General features: G+C 57.3%; 18 protein-coding genes. 12 read left to right on the plus strand and 6 right to left on the minus strand.

The features are described 5' to 3' along the window. Nucleotides 1-63 precede the first annotated feature (63 nt). From RGV06_RS23935 to RGV06_RS23945, 3 genes are all read right to left on the minus strand, one after another. Nucleotides 64-999, minus strand: a complete 936-nt coding sequence (locus RGV06_RS23935) for a LysR substrate-binding domain-containing protein (protein ID WP_019825415.1) — start codon at nt 997-999, stop codon at nt 64-66. A 56-nt stretch (nt 1,000-1,055) separates the two neighbouring features. Next, a complete protein-coding gene (locus RGV06_RS23940; protein WP_198822690.1) occupies nt 1,056-1,259 on the minus strand; it encodes a hypothetical protein in 204 nt (67 codons plus the stop codon). Between the two features lie 70 nt (nt 1,260-1,329). Next, nucleotides 1,330-1,611: a hypothetical protein gene (locus tag RGV06_RS23945; protein ID WP_019825411.1), complete on the minus strand. Its 282-nt coding sequence runs from the start codon at nt 1,609-1,611 to the stop codon at nt 1,330-1,332. Between the two features lie 349 nt (nt 1,612-1,960). On the opposite strand from RGV06_RS23945, the gene RGV06_RS23950 reads away from it, so the two are divergent. From RGV06_RS23950 to RGV06_RS23960, 3 genes are read left to right on the plus strand one after another with little or no spacing between them, the layout of a single operon-like run. Further along, nucleotides 1,961-2,773 (plus strand): ABC transporter substrate-binding protein, encoded by an 813-nt coding sequence (locus RGV06_RS23950; protein WP_322151949.1) that lies wholly within the window; start codon nt 1,961-1,963, stop codon nt 2,771-2,773. Further along, complete coding sequence (locus RGV06_RS23955; protein WP_198821471.1) at nt 2,770-3,615, plus strand: amino acid ABC transporter permease; 846 nt, start codon at nt 2,770-2,772, stop codon at nt 3,613-3,615. The genes RGV06_RS23950 and RGV06_RS23955 overlap by 4 nt, the downstream gene beginning before the upstream one ends. 35 nt (nt 3,616-3,650) lie before the next feature. After that, entirely contained in the window at nt 3,651-5,033 is a 1,383-nt protein-coding gene (locus tag RGV06_RS23960) for an LLM class flavin-dependent oxidoreductase (RefSeq protein WP_048352609.1), read from the plus strand. A 158-nt stretch (nt 5,034-5,191) separates the two neighbouring features. Here the strand turns inward: RGV06_RS23960 and gltP are convergent, their stop codons facing one another. Together gltP and RGV06_RS23970 are read right to left on the minus strand one after the other, a co-directional pair. Beyond that, nucleotides 5,192-6,523 carry a glutamate/aspartate:proton symporter GltP gene (gene gltP / locus RGV06_RS23965; protein ID WP_322151611.1) on the minus strand — a complete coding sequence of 444 codons (1,332 nt, stop codon included), beginning with the start codon at nt 6,521-6,523 and terminating at the stop codon, nt 5,192-5,194. A gap of 547 nt (nt 6,524-7,070) precedes the next feature. Then, nucleotides 7,071-7,496, minus strand: coding sequence for a hypothetical protein (locus RGV06_RS23970; protein ID WP_046809258.1), 426 nt, complete (start codon nt 7,494-7,496; stop codon nt 7,071-7,073). Nucleotides 7,497-8,018: 522 nt separating this feature from the next. Between RGV06_RS23970 and RGV06_RS23975 the strand changes: the two genes are divergently transcribed. Beyond that, nucleotides 8,019-8,957: a hypothetical protein gene (locus tag RGV06_RS23975; RefSeq protein WP_322151612.1), complete on the plus strand. Its 939-nt coding sequence runs from the start codon at nt 8,019-8,021 to the stop codon at nt 8,955-8,957. Between the two features lie 280 nt (nt 8,958-9,237). On the opposite strand, the gene RGV06_RS23980 is transcribed toward RGV06_RS23975, so the two are convergent. Next, complete coding sequence (locus RGV06_RS23980) at nt 9,238-9,444, minus strand: hypothetical protein (protein WP_019826094.1); 207 nt, start codon at nt 9,442-9,444, stop codon at nt 9,238-9,240. A 351-nt stretch (nt 9,445-9,795) separates the two neighbouring features. Here RGV06_RS23980 and bcsQ point away from each other — a divergent pair, with 351 nt between their 5' ends. Genes bcsQ through RGV06_RS24020 form a run of 8 tightly spaced genes read left to right on the plus strand, consistent with a single transcriptional unit; the run spans nt 9,796 to nt 23,419 of the window. Further along, entirely contained in the window at nt 9,796-11,001 is a 1,206-nt protein-coding gene (gene bcsQ / locus RGV06_RS23985) for a cellulose biosynthesis protein BcsQ (protein ID WP_048352605.1), read from the plus strand. Beyond that, nucleotides 10,998-13,220 carry a UDP-forming cellulose synthase catalytic subunit gene (bcsA, locus tag RGV06_RS23990; RefSeq protein ID WP_046809254.1) on the plus strand — a complete coding sequence of 741 codons (2,223 nt, stop codon included), beginning with the start codon at nt 10,998-11,000 and terminating at the stop codon, nt 13,218-13,220. Before bcsQ ends, bcsA begins: the two co-directional genes overlap by 4 nt. Continuing rightward, nucleotides 13,220-15,487, plus strand: coding sequence for a cellulose biosynthesis cyclic di-GMP-binding regulatory protein BcsB (bcsB, locus tag RGV06_RS23995; protein ID WP_322151613.1), 2,268 nt, complete (start codon nt 13,220-13,222; stop codon nt 15,485-15,487). Before bcsA ends, bcsB begins: the two co-directional genes overlap by 1 nt. A gap of 6 nt (nt 15,488-15,493) precedes the next feature. Continuing rightward, complete coding sequence (gene bcsZ, locus RGV06_RS24000; RefSeq protein WP_322151614.1) at nt 15,494-16,732, plus strand: cellulose synthase complex periplasmic endoglucanase BcsZ; 1,239 nt, start codon at nt 15,494-15,496, stop codon at nt 16,730-16,732. Further along, nucleotides 16,708-20,640, plus strand: a complete 3,933-nt coding sequence (locus RGV06_RS24005) for a cellulose biosynthesis protein BcsC (RefSeq protein ID WP_322151615.1) — start codon at nt 16,708-16,710, stop codon at nt 20,638-20,640. Before bcsZ ends, RGV06_RS24005 begins: the two co-directional genes overlap by 25 nt. A gap of 17 nt (nt 20,641-20,657) precedes the next feature. Next, nucleotides 20,658-21,326 (plus strand): SGNH/GDSL hydrolase family protein, encoded by a 669-nt coding sequence (locus tag RGV06_RS24010; protein WP_037032400.1) that lies wholly within the window; start codon nt 20,658-20,660, stop codon nt 21,324-21,326. A gap of 20 nt (nt 21,327-21,346) precedes the next feature. Further along, a complete protein-coding gene (locus tag RGV06_RS24015; RefSeq protein ID WP_037032406.1) occupies nt 21,347-21,985 on the plus strand; it encodes an alginate O-acetyltransferase AlgF in 639 nt (212 codons plus the stop codon). Nucleotides 21,986-22,003: 18 nt separating this feature from the next. Further along, complete coding sequence (locus tag RGV06_RS24020) at nt 22,004-23,419, plus strand: MBOAT family O-acyltransferase (protein WP_322151616.1); 1,416 nt, start codon at nt 22,004-22,006, stop codon at nt 23,417-23,419. The last annotated feature ends 11 nt before the right edge of the window (nt 23,420-23,430 follow it).

A 23,430-nucleotide genomic window follows, 5' to 3' on the forward strand; every position in this document is an offset into this window, starting at 1 on the left:
GTTTAGTTTTGCTAAAGGCTTGGCCTTTACACGATACCGCTCAACTTGAGGCTGAACCCGGGATTAAGCGTCCTGTTCCTCAATCCACGTTGCTCCCGGCCACTGTTTGTCGACAACCAGTTGCCGCGCTACGTCGACCATGACCAACCGGGTTGCCAGCGCAGCCGGCGACAATTCGTCGTCAGCCAATGTGGCCAGAAGGTTGCGTCGTCCCACATGGGGATCGGCAATTCTGACCAGTGAGAGTCCGGACTCGTCTTTCAATGCCGCTGCGGCTCCCGGTTGAATGGTCGCAGCATGACCGGCCCGGACGGCGTTCATCAGAACGGCGAGTCCGTCCACTTCCATGATGACATTGGGTGTTAAACCGACCCGCTCGAACGCGCTCACCAAGGCCGTACGCAAACCGTGCTGCGCACTGGGCATGACCAGCGGCAAGCCACCAAGGTCTGCCAGCTGCACGCTGTCACCACAAGGCGCTTGGGGCAGAGTGGGGGAGGCAATGACAAACAGCTTTTCGTCCAGCAGGGGAGTCACGCTCCAGCGTTTACCGCCTTCGAGCTGGAACAGAATGGCCAGGTCAATTTGTCTGGCGTTGAGCTGTGCAGCCAGGTGCCCGGAGAGCATTTCTACGAGGTGCAGTTGTATGTCTGGATACCGGGCACGCATTGCGTTGATCAACGGCAGGGCGAGCACTGTGGCGGTGGTGGGTGGCAGGCCCACGCTCACGTAGCCACTCATTCGCCCGCGATGGGCCGCCATAATGGCGTTTTCGGCTTGGCGCAGTGTCAGTTGGGCGTGGTGTAAAAAACCAAGGCCGGCGCTTGTCGGCGTCACGCCAGTGGTGGTGCGATTAAGAAGGCGGGTGCACAGCTCGCTTTCGAGCTTTGAGATCTGCTGGCTGAGGGCTGACACCCCAACGTCCAGTTCCAGTGCCGCACGCCCGAGACTGCCATGTTCGATGATTTTGACGAAATAGCGCAGCTGTCTTAATTCCAATGTCAGTGTCCCGCGAAACAGTTATTTGAATCCCTGATCGTTTGCTGCCGCACAAATCAGATCAAGTCTGGCGGCGTGAGCAACTTCTCGAAATAGACGCGCTTGAAGCCGTCTTCAGTGCGTTGCCCAACGTTTGCATACCCAAGTCTGGGGTAGACCAACAGATTGTCGGCCATCATCTCATTGGTATAAAGCTGCACGGCCTGCATGCCACGCTTGTGGCCGGCGCTTTCACAAAAGGCAATGAGCGATTTGCCCACGCCGAGCCTTGGAGGTGTGACCTCCCGGCGATGTGCCGGGAGCGACTGGCACAGTGAACAGACGGGAGAATCAATGTGGCTTGAGGTCGGTCAGGTAGCTGGCGATGTCTTCGCCGCGTTGCGCGAACTCTTCGACATCGTTTTCAAATGACGTGACATCCCTGGGTCGGTACTCATGCAGGCACAGCACAATGGCCTGCTGAAAGTCATCTGAACTGATGTGTACACCGAACTCATCGAAAGCGCTTTTTAACGCCAGGTGAAAGCGTTGATCGTCCAATGGATCCCCGCTGTGCCATGTCTCTGCCGAGAGCCAGGGTTTCAACAACGTCTTTAGTTTTTCCATATCCATAATGCTTTTCCTTCAATTGCCGAAATCGGTGGCAAGTCTCTGCACGTTCTTGCGCTGATCATCAAGGTTCTACCGGACTTTGACGGTTATGCAATAGCACCGCGAGGGAAGTTGAATCCGTGTTGCGAATATCGCGGTCACAAGCCAAAGCAAAGGGTCGTCCCGGTCTGGTTTAACCCCTCAGATAAGCCTCGAAGTGGGAAGCCCGTTTGGCGAGGCTTTCGGTGTGTGCCCGATATAGCTCGAAGCGAGGTTTTTATTCCATAAAACACGTACAAATGAGATTTATAGTACGTTTTAATCTATTCAAATGACTTTGAAATGATTGGAGTATTGGTCTTTGAAAACTATGGCGCTCTTCCCTCTCGGCTTCGCACTGCTTGCGACCTGTGCCACGGCTTTTGCCGGTCCCACCCTGGATCGTGTAACCCAAAAAGGGGAGATGACGGGCGTGCTGATGGAGAGCTATCCGCCATTTTCCTTTCTCAATGATCAGAACCAACTGGACGGGTTTGACGTGGATGTCGCCAAGGCCGTGGCGCAACGGCTAGGGGTCAAGCTCAAGCTGGAAACACCGTCCTGGGATGTGATCGCCGCTGGCCGCTGGAGCGGGCGTTACGACATTTGTGTGTGCTCGATGACCCCGAGCAAGGCCCGGGCTGAAGTGTTCGACTTTCCGGTCGAGTATTACCAGTCGCCAGCAGTGATCGTGGTGAACGCCAAGGACAACGACATCGTTGAAGGCAAGGATTTGTCCGGGAAAAAAGTCGGCGTGATCAGCGCCTCCACCTACGAAGCCTATTTAAATAAAGACCTGGTGATTGAAGGCGCCGAAGACAAGCCGTTGAGCTACCCGTTCGAGCATGTCCAGATTGCCCCGTACGACAATGAAACCGTGGCGTTCCAGGACCTGGCCTTGGGCAGCGGGGTGCGTCTGGATGCGATGGTCACCAACCTGATCACGGCCCGTGAACGGATTGCCCAGGATCCGCGCTTCAAGATCGCAGGCCCCGCGCTCTACGCAGAACCCAACGTGGTCGCGATTGAAAAGGGCGATCCGCAGTGGAGTGCCAAGGTGACTGAGACCATTGCTCAACTCAAGGCTGACGGCACCCTGAGCAAGATTTCGCAGAAGTGGATCGGCTCCGATATCAGCCAATGACAGCCCACAACTCACACTCCACGAAGACACGTTCAACAGCCAAGGTCGAGCCCCGTCGTTTGAGCCAACTGTTTGGCTTTCGCACCCGGCTCTATCTGACGTGGGCGGTGCTGTTCGCGTTGTGCGTCATGTTCTTCATGAGCTTCGACCTGAAGCTGTCGATCATTCTGGATAAATTGCCGAACCTGATGGGCCTGCACCTGGGCCCGAACGGTTTCCTGCAAGGCGCGGCACTGACGTTGTTCCTGTGCTTTTGTTCGATCTGGTTGTCCTTGCTGCTCGGCTTTGTGACGGCGCTTGCGCGCCTGTCACGCAGCGCCGTGGCCTTTGGGATCGCGAGCTTCTACGCGTCATTTTTTCGCGGCACGCCGCTGCTGATCCAGATCCTGCTGATCTACCTGGGCTTGCCCCAGATCGGCATTGTTCCGGGGGCAATCAGCGCGGGGATCATTGCTCTGTCGCTCAATTATGGCGCTTACCTCAGCGAGATTTTTCGCGCCGGGATCATGGCTGTGGCCCCCGGGCAACGCCAGGCGGCGATGGCGCTGGGGCTATCGCCGACGGCGACATTCCTGCACATCATCCTGCCGCAAGCCATGCGCACGATTTTGCCGCCGACCACCAGCCAGTTCATTTCAATGCTCAAGGACTCTTCGCTGATTTCGGTGATGGGGGTTTGGGAAGTGATGTTCCTGGCGCAGTCCTATGGGCGTTCGTCGTATCGCTACATCGAAATGCTCACCACCGCCGCCGTTATCTATTGGTTGATGTCGATTGGTCTCGAACTGGTGCAGAACCGCCTCGAGCGCCACTACGGCAAAGGGTTCATAAATCAACGGTAACGCCACCCCTTTAATTATTCTTTTCAGGTATCAAGATGTCCGATCCAAAACCTCTGATGTTTGCGCTCTACGAGCAAGCGAGTGTTGGCTGTGGTGGTGCGCCAAGCCTGTGGACACACCCGGCTGACGAGCGATTGAGCATCAATTCGCTCGGCTACTGGTCAAACCTGGCGCGTATTGCCGATCAGGCGCACATGGACATGCTGTTTTTCGGAGATGTCCTGGGCTTCTACGATGTGTTTGGCGGCAATGCCGAGGCGGCCATGAAATGGGCCGTGGAAGCACCGGCAAATGACCCGCTGATGATCATCCCGGCACTGGCTGCGGTGACTGAAAACCTGGCCTTTGGCGTCACGGTGACCACCAGCTACGAGCACCCCTTTACCCATGCCCGGCGCTTCAGCACATTGGACCATCTGACGGATGGCCGGATAGGCTGGAATATCGTCACTTCATACCTGTCCAGTGCCGCTCGAAACTTCGGTCTGGAGCAGATGATCAAGCACGACGATCGTTATGAGCGGGCGGAAGAGTTTCTCGATGTGGCCTATAAGCTGTGGGAGGGTAGCTGGGCCGATGATGCGGTGGTTGCCGACAAGGCGCACCAGCTTTATGCCCGTGGTGATCGCATTCGGCCGATCAATCACGTGGGCGAACATTATCGGGTGGCGGGTCCGCATTTGACGTCCCCGTCGCCGCAGCGAACGCCGCTGCTGATCCAGGCTGGCTGGTCAGGCCGTGGCCGGGCATTTGCGGCCAAGCACGCCGAATTGATCTTTATTGCCAAGTCCAACCCTCATGAAATTCGCCAGGGGCTGGAGGAGATCTGGGCCCAGGCCCAGGCGCTCGGTCGCCCGGCCGAAGATGTAAAGTCGCTGACAGTGCTGCGTATTGTGACCGCCAAAACGGAAATCGAAGCTCAGCGCAAATATGACGAGCTGCAAAGCAATTACCACGTGCAGGCGCAACTGGTCAGCTATGCGGGTGATACCGGAATCGACATTAGCCGTTACGCCGACAGTGATGCTCTGTCTACTCACACCGAAGGCATGACGTCCTATGTGATGCGTGCAGATGGGAGTGGCAAGCCCCTGACGGCCGGTGACGTCAAACAGCGCTTTGCCAACGTCACACGTGGCAGTGACCTGATTCTGGTAGGCACCCCGCAACAGGTGGCAGACCGGATCGAAGAACACGCTCGCATCAGCGGTACCAGCGGCTACATGCTCAATCCGCTGATCAGTCCGGGCAGCCTTGAAGACTTTGTGGAGCTGATCATTCCTGAGTTGCAAAAGCGTGGCCTGTATCGCACCGAACCTCAGCGCGGTACGTTCCGTTCGCGATTGCGGGCAGATGGCGCCAGTCATTTACCGGCGTCAGCTTATGGTGCCTCGTTCCGTTTTGATCAAGGGCGTTAGGTCAGCCGCTATTGATTTGCGCGAGCGAAGTCCCTGTGGGAGCGGGCTTGCTCGCGATGCAGACGGTGTGGTCTTTCAGGTATGACTAATTGATGCCAGCGCATTCAAGCCAGCTCCCTCAGGTTTTGTGCTGCTCACAAAGCCTGAGGATCACTTTTTCAGGTGTTCGACACTTCCCCGGCCGGCAGCGGTTCTTTGCTGCGCCAGTGCGGCAGCGAGTTCCAGTAGCGCTCGCCCTTGGCGTCGTCGTACATGCCTTCCCAACGGGAGATCACCAGTACCGCCAGGGCGTTACCGATCACGTTCAGGGCCGTACGGGCCATGTCCATCACACGGTCAACACCGGCGATAAAGGCCAGGCCTTCAAGCGGGATACCCACGCTGCCCAAAGTGGCCAGCAGCACCACGAAGGACACGCCCGGTACACCGGCGATGCCTTTGGAGGTGACCATCAGGGTCAGAACCAACAGCAATTGCTGGCTGATCGACAGGTCGATGCCGTACAGCTGAGCGATAAAGATCGCTGCGATACTTTGATACAGGGTCGAACCGTCAAGGTTGAACGAGTAGCCGGTCGGTACCACAAAGCTGCAAATCGCTTTAGGGGCGCCGTAGGCTTCCATCTTCTCGATCACGCGCGGCAGCACGGTTTCGGAGCTGGCGGTGGAATAGGCCAGTACCAGTTCGTCCTTGAAGATGCGCATCAGCTTGATCACGGAGAAGCCGAACAGCTTGGCGATCAGGCCCAGTACCGCAAAGGCGAAGAACAGGATGGCCGCGTAAACCAGCACCACCAGCTTGGCCAGTGGCACCAGGGAGGCGAAGCCGAAGTTGGCGACGGTCACGGCGATCAGGGCAAACACACCGATTGGCGCGTAGTTCATGATCATGTGAGTGACTTTGAACATCGACTCGGACACGCCCTGGAAGGTTTTCACCAGCGGGTCGCGCAGTTCGGCGTTCAGGCTCGACAAGCCGAGACCGAAGAGTACCGAGAAGAAGATGATCGGCAGCATTTCACCGCGAGCCATGGCCGCGAAGATGTTCGACGGGATCAGGTTGAGGATGGTCTCGATGAACGCATGTTCATGGGTGACTTCAGCCGCAGTGGCCGCATATTTCGAGATATCGACTGTGCCCAGGGTGCTCATGTCGATCCCGGCACCTGGCTGGAACACGTTGGCCAGCACCAGGCCGACCAAAATCGCGATGGTGGTGACCACCTCGAAGTAAATGATGGTTTTAAAACCGATACGACCGAGTTTCTTCGCATCTCCCACGCCTGCAATCCCGACAACCAGTGAAGAAATCACGATTGGGATTACGATCATCTTGATCAGACGGATAAAGATATCGCCGGCAGGTTGCAGAACGTTACTGATCCACCAGGCCTTTTCAGCACTGAAATGGTTGAGCAGCGCGCCGATTGCAATCCCGAGGACCAGACCAATCAGGATCTGCCAGGCGAGGCTAAGTTTTGCCTTCTTCATATTATTTTTTTTGTACCTTTACTTCAGTTTGATGTAGGTAGGAGCCTGAGCAGAAACATTCATTAATCGAAAAATCTGTGGGTATCGCCGGGATAGATCCCTTGGAAGTTGTGCTTGCAGCGCACTGGCAGCCCGCTCAGGCGGCGCGACTATTCCAATGCCGGAGAGCGGCGTCTAATGCTGTAAATGCCTACCCTATGCTCAAATGGCATGGCATTTATCCAAAAAAACCATGATTTCAAGCTGTCCGAATACGCCATTTCAGGAGGCATAAGTGCCGTGTACCGGCCCTTGCAGGAAGCGGAGTGAGCGTTATGATTGGCGAAATGAAAGGCTAAAACCGAGTGGCTTTTGAAGAAGGGCCCGCGGAAAAAATGCGTAATTTAATCAGGGCATAGTTTGATGGCCTGGCGTGGACTCGCCATCTGAAGCCGTTGAGAGGAGAGTTTTGCAATCTCGACTAGGTGAGGGGTTGATCCGGCATCTGCAGCGCCATCAAAAAGCCCGACACTGAGTCGGGCTTTCGTCACGTGATGAGCCTCGCTTATTAGCGGTGCTTGTTCTTCTTGTGTTTGTTTTTCTTGTGATGCTTGCCGCCCGAGTTGTGCTTGCTGCCATCGTCGGCCAGATTGTTGCCTATCGCCCCGCCAGCTGCACCACCAAGACCCGCGCCGATAGTGGAGCCCGTGGTGCCTCCGAGCCTGTTGCCGATGACTGAGCCGCCGGCCGATCCGATACCGCCGCCAATGGCTGCTTCGGTTTTGCTGCCTCTTGGAGCACCGATCGCGCTACCGGCAGCACCACCGACCCCAGCCCCGACGGCGGCCCCTGTGGATCCGCCCAGCTGTTGGCCAACGATATTACCCAGCGCGCCACCCACACCGCCTCCCACAGCAGCGGTCCCGTCGCCAGCAGCCATTGCGCCTTGTGCAACCAGGATGCTTAGAACAAGTACAGGGAGTGTCATTCGCATGTTATGTACCTCGATGGGTAGTAATCAGGGCGCCCACTGCATTAGGGATGCCTGAGAATATAGAGGGGGCAAAACCCCTCAAGTTCTATGTTGGCAACCACTGTGGATGATAAAGCTGTAACAAGCTATTGCGGCGTCAGTTTTGGGCCTCGAGTCATATCGCGGTTGCGCCAAACCTCATGCCTTGATCAGCCACGGGTGGGGCAGGGTGGGGCAGGGGTTCCAGGTTCAATCACCTCAAGAATGTGATGATCTGCGAACGTGTTAGCGAGTGTACTGGTGTTGTCAGCAGGCATTACCGAGGGCTGATCCCACATCGCTTCGCTACATTCAATGACGCTGTATACATATGTATCACCGCAGAGTTGTTCCAATAAATAAGATGACGGTGGCAAGAACAGGAGTCTTCAAGCCATTGTTAAAATAGCGATGAAGATAATCAATTGTTTGATTGGCAGGCGTCTGTGATGTTGGATGTCCGGGATGTTTATGGCGATCAGTCTGTATTCAAAGGTACAACTAATGAACGAAGTAGTAGCGTCAGGTGAACATGATGCCTCTTTGCACGCACCCACATGGACTCAATCCTGGGAGCTCATCATGCCTGTCGAGGGCACAGGCATTTGCAGTGGCATCTCGGCCGTTGAATTCAAAGATAAAATATATGCCTTTTTCATCACCGAAAAAACTACGAATAATCTACAGTTGAGCCATCTGGTGTTCAGTAAAGGCACGGATAAAGCGCTGATTGTTGAAAGGCAGGAGGATTTTTCGATCAATGGATTAACGCGTCATCGACCGTCCGTTACAGTGCATGACGGGCATCTGTTCTGTTTTCATACGGTCAGGGACCAAACGGTGCATTACCATGTCTATTCAGGGACCGAGTGGTCACATGGTGGCACCGTCCCAGGCGTGCTGACAGATCAGGCCCCCTCTGCTGTAAGTTACAAGGACACCTTATATTTAGCCCTGCAGGGTACCTACAACGGTGAGTTCTACCATAAAGCTTTCCAAAATTTCGAGTGGGGGGATACGATCAATTCTCCGGGCTTGCATATAAAAGGAAGTCCTTCCCTCTGTCAATTTGGTGACACACTGAGTGTGGCATTTACAGGGTTGGACGATGGTATGCATCTCTTTAACTTTTTCTCGGGGAAGTGGGAGTTTATTTATAAATCGCCCCACTACAAGGTGTCGGGTTCGCCTGCACTTTATGCGCGAAACAATTACCTTGTTTGTGCTTCGCTGGCTCAAGCAGATCAACATGTGTTGACCGAAACACTTTTGGAGAGGACAGGTAATGCGCCGAGCCTGGACGTAACTACCCATTTGGACAGGACGGTCGGGACATATCTGTCTGAGCCTTGCCTGATTGAATATAAAGATCGATTCTATTTGATTGGACGGCGTCCTTGTAATGATGTTGGCATTTCCTTGTTTAAAACCAGCATTCGTTAAGTGCCCGATTGAAATGCACGAGCTTTAAACTGATCACTTCAACAGGTTAATACCTTTGTATGTTGTTTAACCTGATTGTTTCTATTCGTCGACAAGGTTCGCCACCGAGGCGAGACCCTTCACTCACATTCCGTGTGACTTGAGCTATGTGCGAGCCTGCTCGCGAAGGGTCCTGTCGCGTTGCGCGCGATGGGTGATTGCCTTCGCGGCAGGCTTCGCCCACAAAGTTACCGCTCATCTAAATGAGCAGCCGTTACATGTGCCTTATGAGAACCGGCCTTTATTTGACCTCAAGTGCGGCCTGAATCTGATCGGCATATGTGCTCAGCCGGTTCAGCTCTGATTGAAGCTGACCTGGACCGCTTGAGTTAAGTACCTTCGCCTGAATCAAGGTTAAAGCCGCAGCGACGGCGAGTTCTCGTTGGCTTTGCGGGCTTGCGGCGCCAAAGGGGGTATCCCCCCTGAGGTTTTTGAAGTGCTCAGACATGCTGTTCTCCTTCTTGCAGGTCCCCCTGCCACTCATTTCAGCAACTACCTGCAGTGTAGAAGGATCAATGGGCACACGGCGTGCTCTAGGTCCTGATCCTTGTCCATCCGTCTGCCGACATCACGTCCGTGCTGTTCGGTCAGTTGTTTGCCAGCCCTGAGACGTGAGTGGTGCCAAATTTTAAACCCTGAAAACGTCAATAAAATGGCTTAAAAGCAGGGTTTTTTGCGTGCTCACTAAGATACTAATCCTATTTCGTTCAATTTATTGACGATGCCATTGTGATGGCTTATTTTGGCGCGCTGCGGCTGGTCATGGGTCGTTAACAGTCAGAAAGCAGGAAGCCTTCCTATGAGCCACAAAGACGACATATCAAATCTATTCCGTAGATTTGGCGCGACTTCAGACAGCTATCACGAGTTCGAAACCCCGTTCGACTACCCGTGCGCAGCCCCGCAAAAGATGCCGCTGCCTGCCGAGCCAGCGTATTTGCCTGAAGTTGTGGCTCAAGTAGTCGAGAACATGGCGGCCGAGCCACAAAATGAACAGGCGCCATTCAAGTCGTTACCGTTTTCGGTGGTAACGCCGGGAGCGCAACCCGTGGTGCAGTCGGTAATTCCAGCCGTTGAACCGTCGCGGCGCGATATTGAAGCGCCCTTGATGAGCTCTGGGGATGTCGCAACTCCGCTGCGTCATTTACTCGCTGAAGTAGCCCTCGCCCGACAAGCCGAGATGCACGCTCAACTACAACCTGACGCGTGTGCACCAAAGTGCAAGGCACATGTCGTAGCACTGGTTTCGGCCAAGGGCGGCGTAGGCAAGTCCACGTTGGGCGCTGGTCTTGCCAGCAGCTTGCATCTGGGTGCAGGCAAGACCCTGGCCATCGATCTTGACCCGCAAAATGCGCTGCACTACCACCTTGGGATTGAGTCCGGTGCGGTAGGCCTGGGCAGTACCTGCGCGCAAGGCACCACTTGGGCTGACAAACTGCAGCAGGGTTTCGACGATGCCCAACTGCTGCCCTATGGCGTCTTGAGTGATGACGAACGTTGCGCTCTGGAGCGCGACATGAGCCAGGATCGACATTGGCTGGCCCGGCAATTGGCGAGTCTGGATCTGGGTGAAAGCGACGTGGTGATTCTGGACACGCCGACCGGCCGGTCGTTGTATCTGGAGCAGGCGCTGGACGTGGCCGATCAAGTGATCGTGGTCACCACCGCCGACGCTGCGAGTTTTATCGCCCTGGATCAAATGGATCGCTTGATTGACTCCGCCCTGACTCGCCCTGAGTCCTCAGTCTGCAACTATGTGGTCAATCAGTTCGACGCCCGCCGTGAGTTTTCACGGGACATGCTTGAGGTGCTCAAACGTCGCCTGGGCGGGCAGTTGCTGGGGGTTATTGCTTTGGATAACACCCTGGGCGAGTCGCTGGCTTACGGTCGTAATCCGTTGGCTTCGCCGCATGCCTCTGCAGTCTGCCAGGAGATGGCATTACTGGCTAAACAGCTCAAGGCCAGGTTTCAGAGCGCCGCTGTATCAGCGATGTCCGCCCTGTGATCAACCCATGCACAGAGCCATCCGCTACACAAACCCGCCTTCAGCGTTGGGCGCAGTCTGTTGCTGATCGTATAGATCGATGGCCAGTGGCAGCTCGCCGCGCGCTGACCTTTGGCACGATAGTGTTTAGCGTTTTGGTGGGCCTGCTGATCATCACGGCCCCGTTTGATTTTTATGCCCAGTGCGTCTTCGCCATCGGCTGTTTTGGCGCGGCGCTGATATTGCGCCGGATCCCCGGGCGCCTGACCATCCTGATCATGATCTGTTTGTCGCTGACGGCCTCGCTGCGCTACATGTACTGGCGGCTGACAGCAACCCTGGACTTCGATCAATGGATCGACATCGCATTCGGGTACGGTCTGGTACTGGCCGAATTCTATGCCTTGGTAGTGCTGATTTTCGGTTACTTACAAACGGCTTGGCCGCTGCGGCGCCAGCCGGTCTTGCTCAAAAGCCCGCCCAGCGAGTGGCCGGTGGTTGACGTGTTTATCCCGTCATACAACGAAGCCCTCGATATTGTGAAGTTGACCATCTTTGCCGCCCAGGCCATGGACTGGCCAAAGGACAAACTGCGGGTCCACGTGCTGGATGACGGGCGTCGCGAAGACTTTCGCCAGTTCTGCGAGCAGATCAACGTCAACTACATCACCCGTGACAACAATCGTCATGCCAAGGCCGGCAACCTGAACGAAGCGTTGCAGGTCACCAGTGGCGAGTTCGTGGCGTTTTTCGACGCCGATCACGTACCGACCCGCTCCTTTTTGCAAGTCAGCATTGGCTGGTTTCTGAAAGACCCGAAGCTGGCGATGCTGCAAACGCCGCACTTTTTCTTTTCCCCGGACCCGTTCGAGAAGAACCTCGATACCTTCCGCTCAGTACCGAACGAAGGCGAACTGTTCTACGGGCTGGTTCAGGACGGTAACGACCTGTGGAACGCCACATTCTTCTGTGGCTCCTGTGCTGTGATCCGGCGCAAACCGCTGATGGAAGTGGGCGGGGTCGCAGTAGAGACCGTGACCGAAGATGCCCACACCGCGCTGAAACTCAACCGCGCCGGTTACAACACCGCGTACCTGGCGATTCCGCAGGCGGCGGGCCTGGCAACGGAAAGCCTGTCGGGGCACATCAGCCAGCGGATTCGCTGGGCCCGGGGCATGGCGCAGATTTTTCGTACGGACAATCCGCTGTTCGGCAAAGGCCTGAACTTGGGGCAGCGCCTGTGCTACCTCAACGCGATGCTGCACTTTTTCTACGGTTTGCCGCGCCTGGTATTTCTCACCGCGCCCCTGGCCTTCCTGTTTTTCGACGCGCAGATTTTCCATGCTGCCGGGTTGATGATCATGGCCTATGCGCTGCCTCATATCTTTCATGCCAGCCTGACCAACTCCACCATTCAAGGACGGTTCCGTCACTCGTTCTGGAACGAGGTCTACGAGACCGTACTGGCCTGGTACATCATGGGGCCGGTGCTGGTAGCACTGGTCAATCCCAAACACGGTGGTTTCAACGTTACCGACAAGGGCGGGATCATCGACGAAAAATACTTCGACTGGAAACTTGCCCGTCCGTACATCGTGCTACTGACCCTCAACATGGCAGGCATGGCCTATGGGCTCGCGCGGCTGGCAATGGGAGAAGAGGGCGCCACCACCACGGTGCTGATCAATCTGGTGTGGACCCTCTACAACGTCGTTATTACCAGCGCTGCAGTGGCAGTTGCCAGTGAAACCCGACAGGTTCGTGCTGAGCCGCGGGTAGCAGCCAGTTTGCCGGTACGCCTGACGTGTGCAGATGGCCGCGTGATAGATGGCGTAACCCAGGACTTTTCGCAAAAAGGCATGGGTTTGATTTTGCCGGAAGGCGTCAGCTTGCCTCAGGGCGAGCGGGTACAAATTTCGCTATTTCGTAATCAACACTCGAGTGTGTTCCCGGCAGTCATCGTGTTCAGTCGCGGCGAATTGGTTGGCGTGCAGTTTGATGCCCTCACGTTGCGTCAGCAGAGCGACCTTGTTCGGCTCACCTTCTCCCGCGCCGACACCTGGGCTTCAACCTGGGGCAGCGGGCAGGTCGATACCCCGCTTGTAGCCTTGCGCGAGGTCGGTCGTATCGGCCTGCGCGGTATCCACGAACTTTTCAAAGCCTCGGCCATGGAAGTGCGCAGCTTGCTGCGCCGTCGCCGCGTCACCCCTTCCACGCTAGACAATGTCCTGGACAAGTGATGAATTCAACGTCTTCAGCCTTCGCCCCCTTGCGCGACCTGCGCCGCGCGCTGGCCCGCCTGACGTGCGCCGTGCTGGCTGTTAACGCTGGCGTTGCCAGTGCCCAAACCCTGCCAGCAGCCACGGCGCCCGGAGCGAAAAGCTACACCGTTACCCTCAAGCAATTGGGCCGTAATTACCCGATGAGCCTTCGCGGCGTGGAGGCGACCGACAGCGTCAGCTTCGATGTGCGGGCCGATTCGATCGTCACCGGGGCCAGGCTGAACCTGCAGTATTCCTATTCGCCGGCACTGCTGGCAGAACTGTCGCAAATCAACGTGCTGGTCAACGATGAAGTGGCTGCGAGCCTGCCGTTACCCAAGGACAAGGCCGGGCAACTGCAACAGCAGGTTGTAGAGATCCCGGCTCATTTGATCACCGAGTTCAACCGTCTGAGCCTGCAGTTTATCGGGCACTACACCATGAGCTGCGAAGATCCTCAGCACTCCAGTCTGTGGGCCAAGATCAGCAATGCCTCAGAATTGGGCATCGATGTCTCGCCCTTGGTCTTGCCTGATGACCTGTCGATCATCCCGCTACCGTTCTTTGATCGTCGGGACGCCCGCGCCCTGGACTTGCCGTTCGTGTTCGCTGCCGCACCTGACAACGCCACCCTGGAAGCCGCCGGAGCCCTGTCATCGTGGTTCGGCGCCCAGGCCAGTTATCGAGGTGCGCGCTTTTCATCGGGCTACAACCGGATTCCGGCCAGTGGTAATGCCGTGGTGCTGGTCAGTGGCCCGGATGCGCTTCAGATCGACAGCCTGAGCCTGCCGCCCGCCAAGGGCCCGACCCTCACCGTAATGACCAACCCCAACGATGCCAACGGAAAGTTACTGGTCATCAGCGGTCGCGACTCAAATGAACTCAAACGTGCTGCAACGGCGTTGGTGCTGGGCAACCAGGCCTTGTCGGGCAATAGCGTAGTGATCGACCGTCTGGATGTGGTACAGCCGCGCAAACCCTACGATGCGCCGAACTGGTTACCCAGCGATCGCCCGGTAAAACTCGGCGAACTGTTGCCAGCCAAGGAACTGACGGTCTCGGGCTACAACCCGGGCGACATCACCGTGCCGCTCAACTTTGCGCCGGACCTGTTTACCTGGCGCGAAGAAGGCGCACCGCTGAACCTCAAATACCGCTACACGCCGCAAGAGAAGTCCAACAACTCATCGTTCATCATCAGTTTTAACGATGCACTGATTCAGTCGCAGAACCTGCTGTCCCAGGACAAACTCCCGAGCGGCGTCCTGAGCGCACTGAAGTCCGACGACAGCCTGGGCCGGGAAACCAGCGTGTTGCTGGCGTTGAACTCGGCGCCCCTGCAGTCACGTCTGCAACTGCGTTACATGTTCGATTACATCAAGCAGGGTGAATGCAACGACATCATCATCGACAACATGCGCGGTGCCATTGATCCAGAATCGACCATCGATGTAAGCGGCTACGACCACTTTATCGCTATGCCTAACCTGGGCGTGTTCAAGGATGCCGGTTTCCCGTTCACCCGCCTGGCCGACTTGTCGCAAACCGCTGTCGTGCTGCCGGATAACGCAGGCACCGCTGACCTGGACGCCTACCTGACCGTACTCGGCCGTTTCGGCAACGCCACCGGTTACCCGGCCACCGGCGTGCAGGTGATCCAGGCTGCTCAGGTTGCAAGTGCTGCCGACAAGGACTTGCTGGTACTGGCATCCGGTGGCAACCAGCCGTTGCTGGCGCAATGGGCTGATCGTCTGCCGGCCACTGATGCCGATGGACAGCAGGTTTTCAATCTTTCTGACCTGCCGATGCGTGTACGTGAGTGGTTCAGCCCGGATCCGGAAGCCAATCTGCGCAGAACCCGACTGGCGATGGCGTTCTCCGGTGGCGCGCGCAGTACCTACCTCACTGGTTTCGAGTCACCGCTCAAAAGCGGTCGCAGTGTCGTCGTGATTGCCAGTGGTCAACCCCAGGGTCTGGCTGATGTCACCAATGCCCTGATCGGTGGCGAGGATTACACCCAGTCGGTCCAGGGCAGCCTGGTGGTAGTGCGGGGTAAAAACATCGAGCCACTGGTGGCGGACGAACAGTACTACGTCGGTAGTCTTGGCCCGATCAAGTACTTGCAGTGGTTGATGTCCAGACATGTGGTACTGGCGCTGGTATTGACCGGTCTGGGAGTGATCTTGCTCAGTGGTCTGGCGTATCTGGCGTTGCGGGCGCTTGCCAATAAACGGCTAGGTGGCTGACGGGTCATGAGTTTCTTCGCGATCTTTCGCAATAAAACCTCAACGAGGCGCCTGCATACGGCGCTTCGTTTGCTCGCCTGTACTTTCGTAACGTTCACGCTGACGCCTGCGGTGGCTCAAGACGAGGCGTGCAAAAATGCCCAGTGGCCGCTTTGGCAAACCTATGCCTCGCATTTTGTGCAGGCTGACGGCCGAATGCTGGAGTCGAGTGCGCAGGTCAATCAAAGCTCTTCCGAAGGCCAATCCTACGGGATGCTTTTCGCACTGATAGGCAACGATCAGGCGCGCTTTGAAAAGCTGTGGCAATGGACTTTGGCCAACATGGCAGGTGCCGATGTGAGCAAGCGCTTGCCGGGCTGGTTGTGGGGGCAGGGCAAGGACGGCACATGGCAATTGCAGGACGCGAATTCGGCGTCCGACTCGGATTTGTGGATCGCTTATTCACTGCTTGAGGCAGCACGTTTGTGGCAGCGTGCGGACTATCACGAAGCTGCCTTGCAGCTGCTTGCAAACATAGAAACCCAACTGATAGTGAGCTTGCCCGGTTTGGGCAAAATGGTGTTGCCGGGGCCACAGGGTTTCGTCCAGCCCGATCACCTGTGGCGGTTGAATCCCAGCTACCTGCCATTGCCGCTGCTGCGCCGACTGGCCAAGGAGTCACCGGCTGGGCCATGGAAAGAAGTAGCCGAAAACACGGTGAAGATGATCAAGGCTTCCAGCCCCAAAGGCTATGTGGCCGATTGGGTTGGTTACCGTGCCACCGGACCGAAAGCCGGTTTGTTCGTGGTTGACCCGATTGCAGGCGAGATGGGTAGTTATGACGCGATTCGCGTGTACCTGTGGGCAGGCATGACGCCCAAGTCCGATCCGCTCGCAGCCCTCTTGCTGGCGATGCTGGACGGTATGTCAAACAGCACTGCGTCCACCGGTCTTCCACCGGAAAAAGTCCAGGTCACCAGCGGTGCACTAGAGGGGCAGGGGCCGTTCGGGTTCTCAGCTGCACTGATCCCGTATTTCCAGGCCAAAGGCCAGCCCTGGCTGGCACAGGCCCAGCAACGTCGAACCCTACAGGCGTTGGACAAGGGACTGGCCACTGTCGGCGGCGAGCGTACAGAACCTTTGTATTACAACCTCATGCTCAGCTTGTTCGCACTCGGCTGGGCTGAAAATCGTTTTCAGTTTCGTGATGACGGAACACTCAAATTATCTTGGGAGACGTCATGCGTCCGCACCGCCACTCGCTAGCCATAGGGTTTTTAACCGCCGTGATCAGCACTGCCGTCCACGCCGACACAAGGGACGTGCAATCGCAGTTGGTCGAGCAGGGCCAGTACTGGCAGGGTCGTGACAATTCACAACGAGCGGCCGAAGCCTGGGAAAAAGTGCTGCGCCTGGACCCTAATCAAGTCGACGCCCTTTATGGGATGGGCCTTGCAAGCATCAAGCAGAAAAAGTCCGCGCAAGCCAGGCAATACCTGGCGCGCTTGCAAGCTTTGTCGCCCCGACCATGGTTGGCTGCGCAGCTGGAACAGGATCTAGCCCTTACAGAACCGCAGAACATCGCGCTGCTCGCCGAGGCTCGCCGTCTGGTCGATAGCGACCAGCGTGACCAGGCGACTCAGGTGTTTCGCAAACTCTTTGCCGGGCGCACACCGTCAGGCACTTTAGGCCGAGAGTATTACAACAACCTTGCATTCAATCCTGCAGGCTGGCCGGAAGCTCGCAAAGGCATGGAGCGTTTGCTCCACGAAACGCCGAATGACTCGATTTTGGCGCTGTTTCTTGCCAAGCAATTGGTTCGTCACGAAGACACTCGCCCCGAAGGTATTCGTACACTGGCCAAACTGTCGACGCGGCCCGACATCGGTGGTGACGCTGACGAGAGTTGGCGTCTGGCGCTGGTGTGGTCCGGTCCCCCGAATCCCGCCCAAATACCTTTGTTCGACGCATTTTTGAAGGCTCATCCGGATGACCAGGAAATACGCGATCTACTGAACAAAGGTAAATCGAAAGCCAGCACTGCTGGCCGGGTAGCGAGCTGGCAACCAGATCCACTGGTAGAGCGTGGATTGCAAGCCCTTGAAAAAGGCGACCAGGCAGGTGCCGAGCAAGCTTTCGCCGCACGCCTGAAAAACAAGGCCAATGACCCTGATGCTCTGGGTGGGCTTGGTGTGGTGCGCCAACAACAGAATCGTCTGGCCGAAGCTGAGCAGTTACTGAACCGTGCCATCGGCAACGGTGGAACGCGCTGGAAGCCTGCGTTGGACAATGTGCGTTACTGGGCCTTGCTGCAACAGGCGCGCAACCAGGCCAAGGCTCAACCCGACAAGGCCCGGCAGAATATTGCACAGGCCATGCGTCTTAACCCTAAAGGCGTCGAAGCGCGCCTGGCCCTGGCAGATCTCCAGGCCCAGAGCGGTCAACTGGATGAAGCCCAGGCCAGTTATCGCCAAATATTGAGTGTGCAGCGAGATAATGCGCAGGCCGTACAGGGGCTGGTGAGTGTACTGTCGCAATCGGGGCAGGCCGATGAAGCATTGCGTCTGCTCGATACCTTGACTGCAGCCCAGCAGGCCGAATTGGGCGGTGGTGGTCGACTGCGTGCGCTGCGCTCCACCCAGGCTGCTGCATTGGCCGAGCAGCGGGGCGACACCCGCGGTGCCCAGCAGGCGTTGGTGCAAGCGGTCAAGGACGACCCGGATAACGTTTGGACCCGCTTTGATCTCTCCCGTCTGTACCTCAAGACCGGCGAGCCGCAAAAGGCTCGAGACCTGATCGACAGCTACCTAAAAACGCATCCGACCGACGTTGACGCGCTTTACACCAGTGCCTTGCTCTCGGTGGAAATGGAGCAGTGGGACGCCGCACAGGCTGCCATCAGCCGCATTCCTGCGGGGCGTCGCACCGCTGACATGACCGAGCTGGCCGACCAGATCACCCTGACTGTACAAGTCAAACTCGCTGCGACCATGGCCAAGCGTGGCCAGCGTCAAGAAGCTCTCGCTCTGCTTGATCGTTTGCAACCAATGGCCAGCCGCAGTCCGGATCGCATGGCGACGCTGGCGACGGCCTATGTCGACACCGGTGATTCCACACGTGCATTGACCATGATGCGCGACGTGATTAACCAGACACCGACACCGTCCGCCGACCTGATGTTGCAGTACGCCAATTTGTTGTTGAAGACGGGCAATGATGCTCAGGTCAATTCGATTCTGCGCGGTCTGCAAAACCAGCCAATGAGCCTCGCGACACGCAAGCGCTTCGATGATTTGCTTTACCAATACCGTATACGGCAAGCCGATCTGCTGCGTGAGGGCGGTGACCTGGCAGGGGCTTATGACACTCTTGCGCCGGCACTGGCATCACGGCCCGGGGATGCGGGTGCGGTTTCAGCACTTGCGCGGATGTATGTCAGCAGCGGTGACAATGCCAAAGCATTCGAACTGTATAAACCCTTGCTGCAGCGTCAGCCCAACGACCCGCAAATTCTGCTTAATGCAGCGGATGCAGCAGTTTTGGCCCGCGACAACGGCTACGCCGAACGTGCGCTGGAGCAGTTTGTGAAGCTGCAAAACTACGACCCGCAGTCCTTGACCGAAGCGGCAAGGATCTACCGAAGCATGGGCAAGACCAGTCAGGCCGCCCATTTGTTGCGCAAGGCCGTGGACATTGAGCAGACCGAGAAAAAACGCAGTCTGGCGACTCAGGCTGCCGGTACGGGCGCTGCGCCGAACCCTTTTGCAGGTTTGTCGGGGCCGGGTAATCAGATTGGCCGCGGGGCGTTCGACGGGATTCCTGCTCCGGCGCAAGCCGTGCTGGATTCGGCATCGTATAGCGCAGGCAGCAATTCGTTATTGCCCCAAGACGTCTATCCAGGTCAGCAACAAGCGCGCGTGGCAGCCGCAATCCCGAGCCGTGCGGCCGTGCCCTCCGGGCGATTTGGCAATGCCGGGGCCAATCCTTTCGCGCCGCAAGGCACGGTCAATGTAGCGGTAGATCAGGCCAGTTCTGCCCAGCGGGCACTGGACAGCATCCTTCAGGAACGCAGTGCTTACGTGACTCAGGGTGTGACCGTGCGCACCAATGACAGCGAGCCGGGCCTGGGCAAAATGACCGATATCGAGACGCCGCTGGAGATTAATTTTCCGGCAGGTGACAACCGTCTCGCTGTACGTGTGACGCCGGTATCTCTGAACGCGGGACGGGTGGGTGTGTATGCCGCTGAACGCTTCGGCAGTGGCAAGGCGTCAACTGAGGGGATTGGTGCCCAGCGGGAAAGTGGTGTGGGTGTGAGTGTGGGCTACGCCCGCCCGGACGAGGGTATCAAGGCCGACATTGGCACCACGCCTATTGGCTTCCAGTACAGCACTGTTGCCGGTGGCGTGAGTGTCGATCGCCCGCTCGCCAGCAACTCCAATGTTCGCTATGGCGTCAACGTCTCACGCCGCGCGGTGATCGACAGCGTGACGTCGTTCGCCGGTACAACGGATGAGCGTACCGGGCAGTCGTGGGGCGGTGTGACGGCCAACGGCGGTCGTGGCCAACTGAGCTACGACGACCAGGCTATCGGTGCTTATGGCTACGGCGCCTGGCACAAGCTGTTAGGCCATAACGTCGAGTCCAACAGCCGTGCCGAACTGGGCGCCGGTGTTTACTGGTATCTGCAAAATGACGAAGACAGCAAGCTGACCCTCGGCCTGAGCGCCACTGGCATGAGCTTCGACAATAACCAGAACTTCTTTACCTACGGTCATGGTGGCTATTTCAGTCCACAAAGTTACTTTGCCCTCGGCGTGCCGGTGGCGTGGTCGCAGCGTACCGAACGCCTCAGCTATCAGGTCAAGGGTTCGGTGGGTGTCCAGTACTCCCATCAGGCCGGTGCGGACTACTTCCCCGGCGACAAGGATTTGCAGGCTGTCAACGATCAGCGCTACTCCAGCGAGAGCAAAGCAGGCGTTGGTTATAGCCTCTCTGCAGCGGGTGAGTACAAGTTTGGCTCGAGCTTTTTCCTGGGGGCCAATCTCGGCTTGGACAACGCCCAGGACTACCAGCAAATCACGGGTGCCATGTACTTGCGTTACATGTTTGAAGACATGAACGGCCCGATGGCACTGCCGGTCAGCCCCTACAGTTCACCTTATTCCAATTGATGTCCTGGAGACTTTAAATGCCTTCATCCGTTCTAGCCGGTATGACCCTTCTTGTTCTTGGGGAGAGTCACATGAGCCTGGCCAATCACCTGATGGAACCACTGCACGCCAACTTGACCCAGCAAGGCGCGAATGTGCATTCGATAGGCGCGTGCGGGGCCAGCGCTGGCGATTGGCTTATCACCAAAAAAGTCGATTGTGGAGCTGAAGAAAAGGGCAGCGGCAAGATTGTGATCAAGGGGCGTGATGCGACCACAACCCCAATCAAGGACTTGATTGCCGCCGACAAGCCGGATCTGGTGGTGCTTGTGATTGCCGACACCATGGCCTCGTACGACAAACCGGTATTTCCCAAGGCCTGGGCGTGGCAGAACGTGTCTGCATTGGCCAAGGAAATCACCGCCAACGGAGCCAAATGCGCCTGGGTAGGCCCGGCGTGGGGCAAGGAAGGCGGCATGTACAAGAAAAACGATGCACGCACCAAGCTGATATCTGCGTTCTTGGCAACCAACGTCGCGCCTTGTACATACATCGACTCCCTGGAGTTCTCCAAGCCCGGGCAGTGGGTGACCACTGACGGCCAGCATTTTACGGTTGCGGGCTACAAGTCTTGGGCCAATGCCATCGGCACTGCGTTGGGCAAACTGCCGCCTGAAGCGGTCAGTGCCAAGGGAGAGAAGAAGTGATTCGTCCACTGACGGGTGCGATGACACTGTTATGTAGCATGTGCACCCTGGCTGCAGATTTTGCCCTGTATCCCACCGGCCCGGATCAGGACGCAGCCTTCATCCGCTTCGTCAACGCCACCACGGCGCCACTCGACGTGCTCGGTCAAGCCGGGCAGCCGCCGTTGCGACTTGAGGTGGCACAACCGGCGTCGCTGTTATTTGCGGTGGACTCCACGAGTCCGGTCAAGGGCTCTCTGGTCAGTGGTGCGCACACGCTGGCGCTGGATCTGAAGGTCGAACCAGGTGAGTTCACCACGATTGTTGTGGTGTCGCAGGAGGCGGGGATCGAACAGGTCGCCGTGCGCGAAACACCTGACGATTTTAACGGCCTCAAGGCATCACTGGCCTTCGTCAACGTCGATAAATCCTGCAGCGATGCCAGTTTGCGTCCTGCCGGGCGTAGCGCCGATCTGTTCAAGGCGGTGCCCGTCGCGAGCCTGCAACGGCGCTCGATCAACCCAGTCAACCTCTCGGTGCAACTGGTGTGCGCCAACGCCAATGTGGGTGCTCCGCTGGATCTGGGCATGCTCAAGGCGGGGGAGCGCTACAGCGTGCTACTGGTTCCTTCTGCCACGGGGCCACGTCTTTTGAGCGCAACGGACACTCTGTCCCACTGATCGGATTCTACCGCTGCCATGGTCTTCGCCTCACTCGAGTTCCTGACGCTTTTTTTGCCCGCCTTTATGCTGGTTTACGCTCTGGGGAAACCGCAGTGGCGTAACGTCATTCTGTTGATGGGCAGTTGGTTGTTCTATGGCTGGCTGAACCCGATGTTCCTGGCGTTGCACGTGGCGTTAACCATCGTTGCCTGGGTCGGCGGGTTGCTGATTGATCGCTCCCGGGAGGACTCAAAGGGCAGGGTGCGACTGTTGATTGCGCTGATCGTGTTCAACACGGCGGTGCTGTGCTGGTACAAGTACGCCAACATTCTCGCCGCGACCTGGATGCAGATGATTACCTGGCCCGGCGCGATGCCCCTGGAGTGGCAGCGGGTGGCGCTGCCGGCAGGGCTGTCGTTTATCGTGCTGCAGGCGATTTCCTATCTGGTGGATTTGCATCGCCATACGGTGCCGGTGGAGCGCAGCTTCATCAATTACGCCACTTACATTTCGATGTTCGGTCACTCGATTGCAGGCCCGATCATTCGCTATGACTGGGTGCGTCGTGAGCTGAACCGGCGTTATTTCGACTGGCAGAATTTCTCCCTGGGCGCACGCCGTTTCATGATCGGCATGTGCATGAAAGTGCTGGTGGCAGACACCCTGTCACCGCTGGTGGACATCGCGTTCCATCTGGATAACCCGTCCTTTGTGGACGCCTGGATCGGTTGCCTGGCGTATTCGCTGCAACTGTTTTTTGACTTCGCCGGCTACAGCGCCATGGCCATCGGCTTGGGCTTGATGCTGGGCTTTCACTTCCCGGAAAACTTCAACCAGCCATACCTGGCCAGCAGCATTCAGGACTTCTGGCGACGCTGGCACATGTCGTTGTCCAGCTGGTTGCGCGACTACCTGTATATCGCCCTGGGCGGTAACCGCAACGGCGCCTGGAAGACCTACCGCAACCTGTTCCTGACCATGGCCATTGCGGGTCTCTGGCATGGCGGCGACAGCTGGAATTACCTGCTGTGGGGAGCCGCTCACGGCATTGCGTTGTGTGTCGATCGGCTGTGGTCGCGATCGAGCCTGCCGAGTATCCCGCCCCTGTTCTCGCATACCTTGACGCTGCTGTTTGTGTTTATGGCCTGGACCCTGTTTCGTGCGCCGGATTTCGATTCGGCCCTGAACATGTATGCCGGTCAGTTTGGCTTGCACGGGTTCGCCTTGGGTGATGCGCTGGCGGTGACCCTGCGTTCGGCTCACGGTCTGGCGGCATTGCTTGGCGTGGCGTGCATTATCGCGCCGCTGTTCAAGCACCGTTATGAGCAGCGCTTCGGTGCTCACGCCTGGTTTGTTCCGATCGCGGCCTTGTGGCCGGTGGCGGGTTTTCTGCTCTCGTTCGCGCTGATCGCGAGCCGGGAAGCGGTGCCCTTCCTCTACTTCCAGTTCTGATGGCCCAGCCC

Source organism: Pseudomonas sp. CCI3.1 (genome assembly GCF_034313985.1).
In the GTDB taxonomy this organism is placed as follows: domain Bacteria; phylum Pseudomonadota; class Gammaproteobacteria; order Pseudomonadales; family Pseudomonadaceae; genus Aquipseudomonas; species Aquipseudomonas psychrophila.

Coding starts and splice junctions, on each gene's coding strand:
- RGV06_RS23960 (WP_048352609.1), top strand. CDS start 3,651: ATGTCCGATCCAAAACCTCTGATGTTTGCGCTCTACGAGCAAGCGAGT.
- RGV06_RS23975 (WP_322151612.1), top strand. CDS start 8,019: ATGAACGAAGTAGTAGCGTCAGGTGAACATGATGCCTCTTTGCACGCA.
- gltP (WP_322151611.1), bottom strand. CDS start 6,523: ATGAAGAAGGCAAAACTTAGCCTCGCCTGGCAGATCCTGATTGGTCTG.
- RGV06_RS23980 (WP_019826094.1), bottom strand. CDS start 9,444: ATGTCTGAGCACTTCAAAAACCTCAGGGGGGATACCCCCTTTGGCGCC.
- RGV06_RS23955 (WP_198821471.1), top strand. CDS start 2,770: ATGACAGCCCACAACTCACACTCCACGAAGACACGTTCAACAGCCAAG.
- RGV06_RS24015 (WP_037032406.1), top strand. CDS start 21,347: ATGACACTGTTATGTAGCATGTGCACCCTGGCTGCAGATTTTGCCCTG.
- RGV06_RS23950 (WP_322151949.1), top strand. CDS start 1,961: ATGGCGCTCTTCCCTCTCGGCTTCGCACTGCTTGCGACCTGTGCCACG.
- bcsQ (WP_048352605.1), top strand. CDS start 9,796: ATGAGCCACAAAGACGACATATCAAATCTATTCCGTAGATTTGGCGCG.
- bcsZ (WP_322151614.1), top strand. CDS start 15,494: ATGAGTTTCTTCGCGATCTTTCGCAATAAAACCTCAACGAGGCGCCTG.
- RGV06_RS24010 (WP_037032400.1), top strand. CDS start 20,658: ATGCCTTCATCCGTTCTAGCCGGTATGACCCTTCTTGTTCTTGGGGAG.
- RGV06_RS23970 (WP_046809258.1), bottom strand. CDS start 7,496: ATGCGAATGACACTCCCTGTACTTGTTCTAAGCATCCTGGTTGCACAA.
- RGV06_RS24005 (WP_322151615.1), top strand. CDS start 16,708: ATGCGTCCGCACCGCCACTCGCTAGCCATAGGGTTTTTAACCGCCGTG.
- bcsB (WP_322151613.1), top strand. CDS start 13,220: ATGAATTCAACGTCTTCAGCCTTCGCCCCCTTGCGCGACCTGCGCCGC.
- RGV06_RS23945 (WP_019825411.1), bottom strand. CDS start 1,611: ATGGATATGGAAAAACTAAAGACGTTGTTGAAACCCTGGCTCTCGGCA.
- RGV06_RS24020 (WP_322151616.1), top strand. CDS start 22,004: ATGGTCTTCGCCTCACTCGAGTTCCTGACGCTTTTTTTGCCCGCCTTT.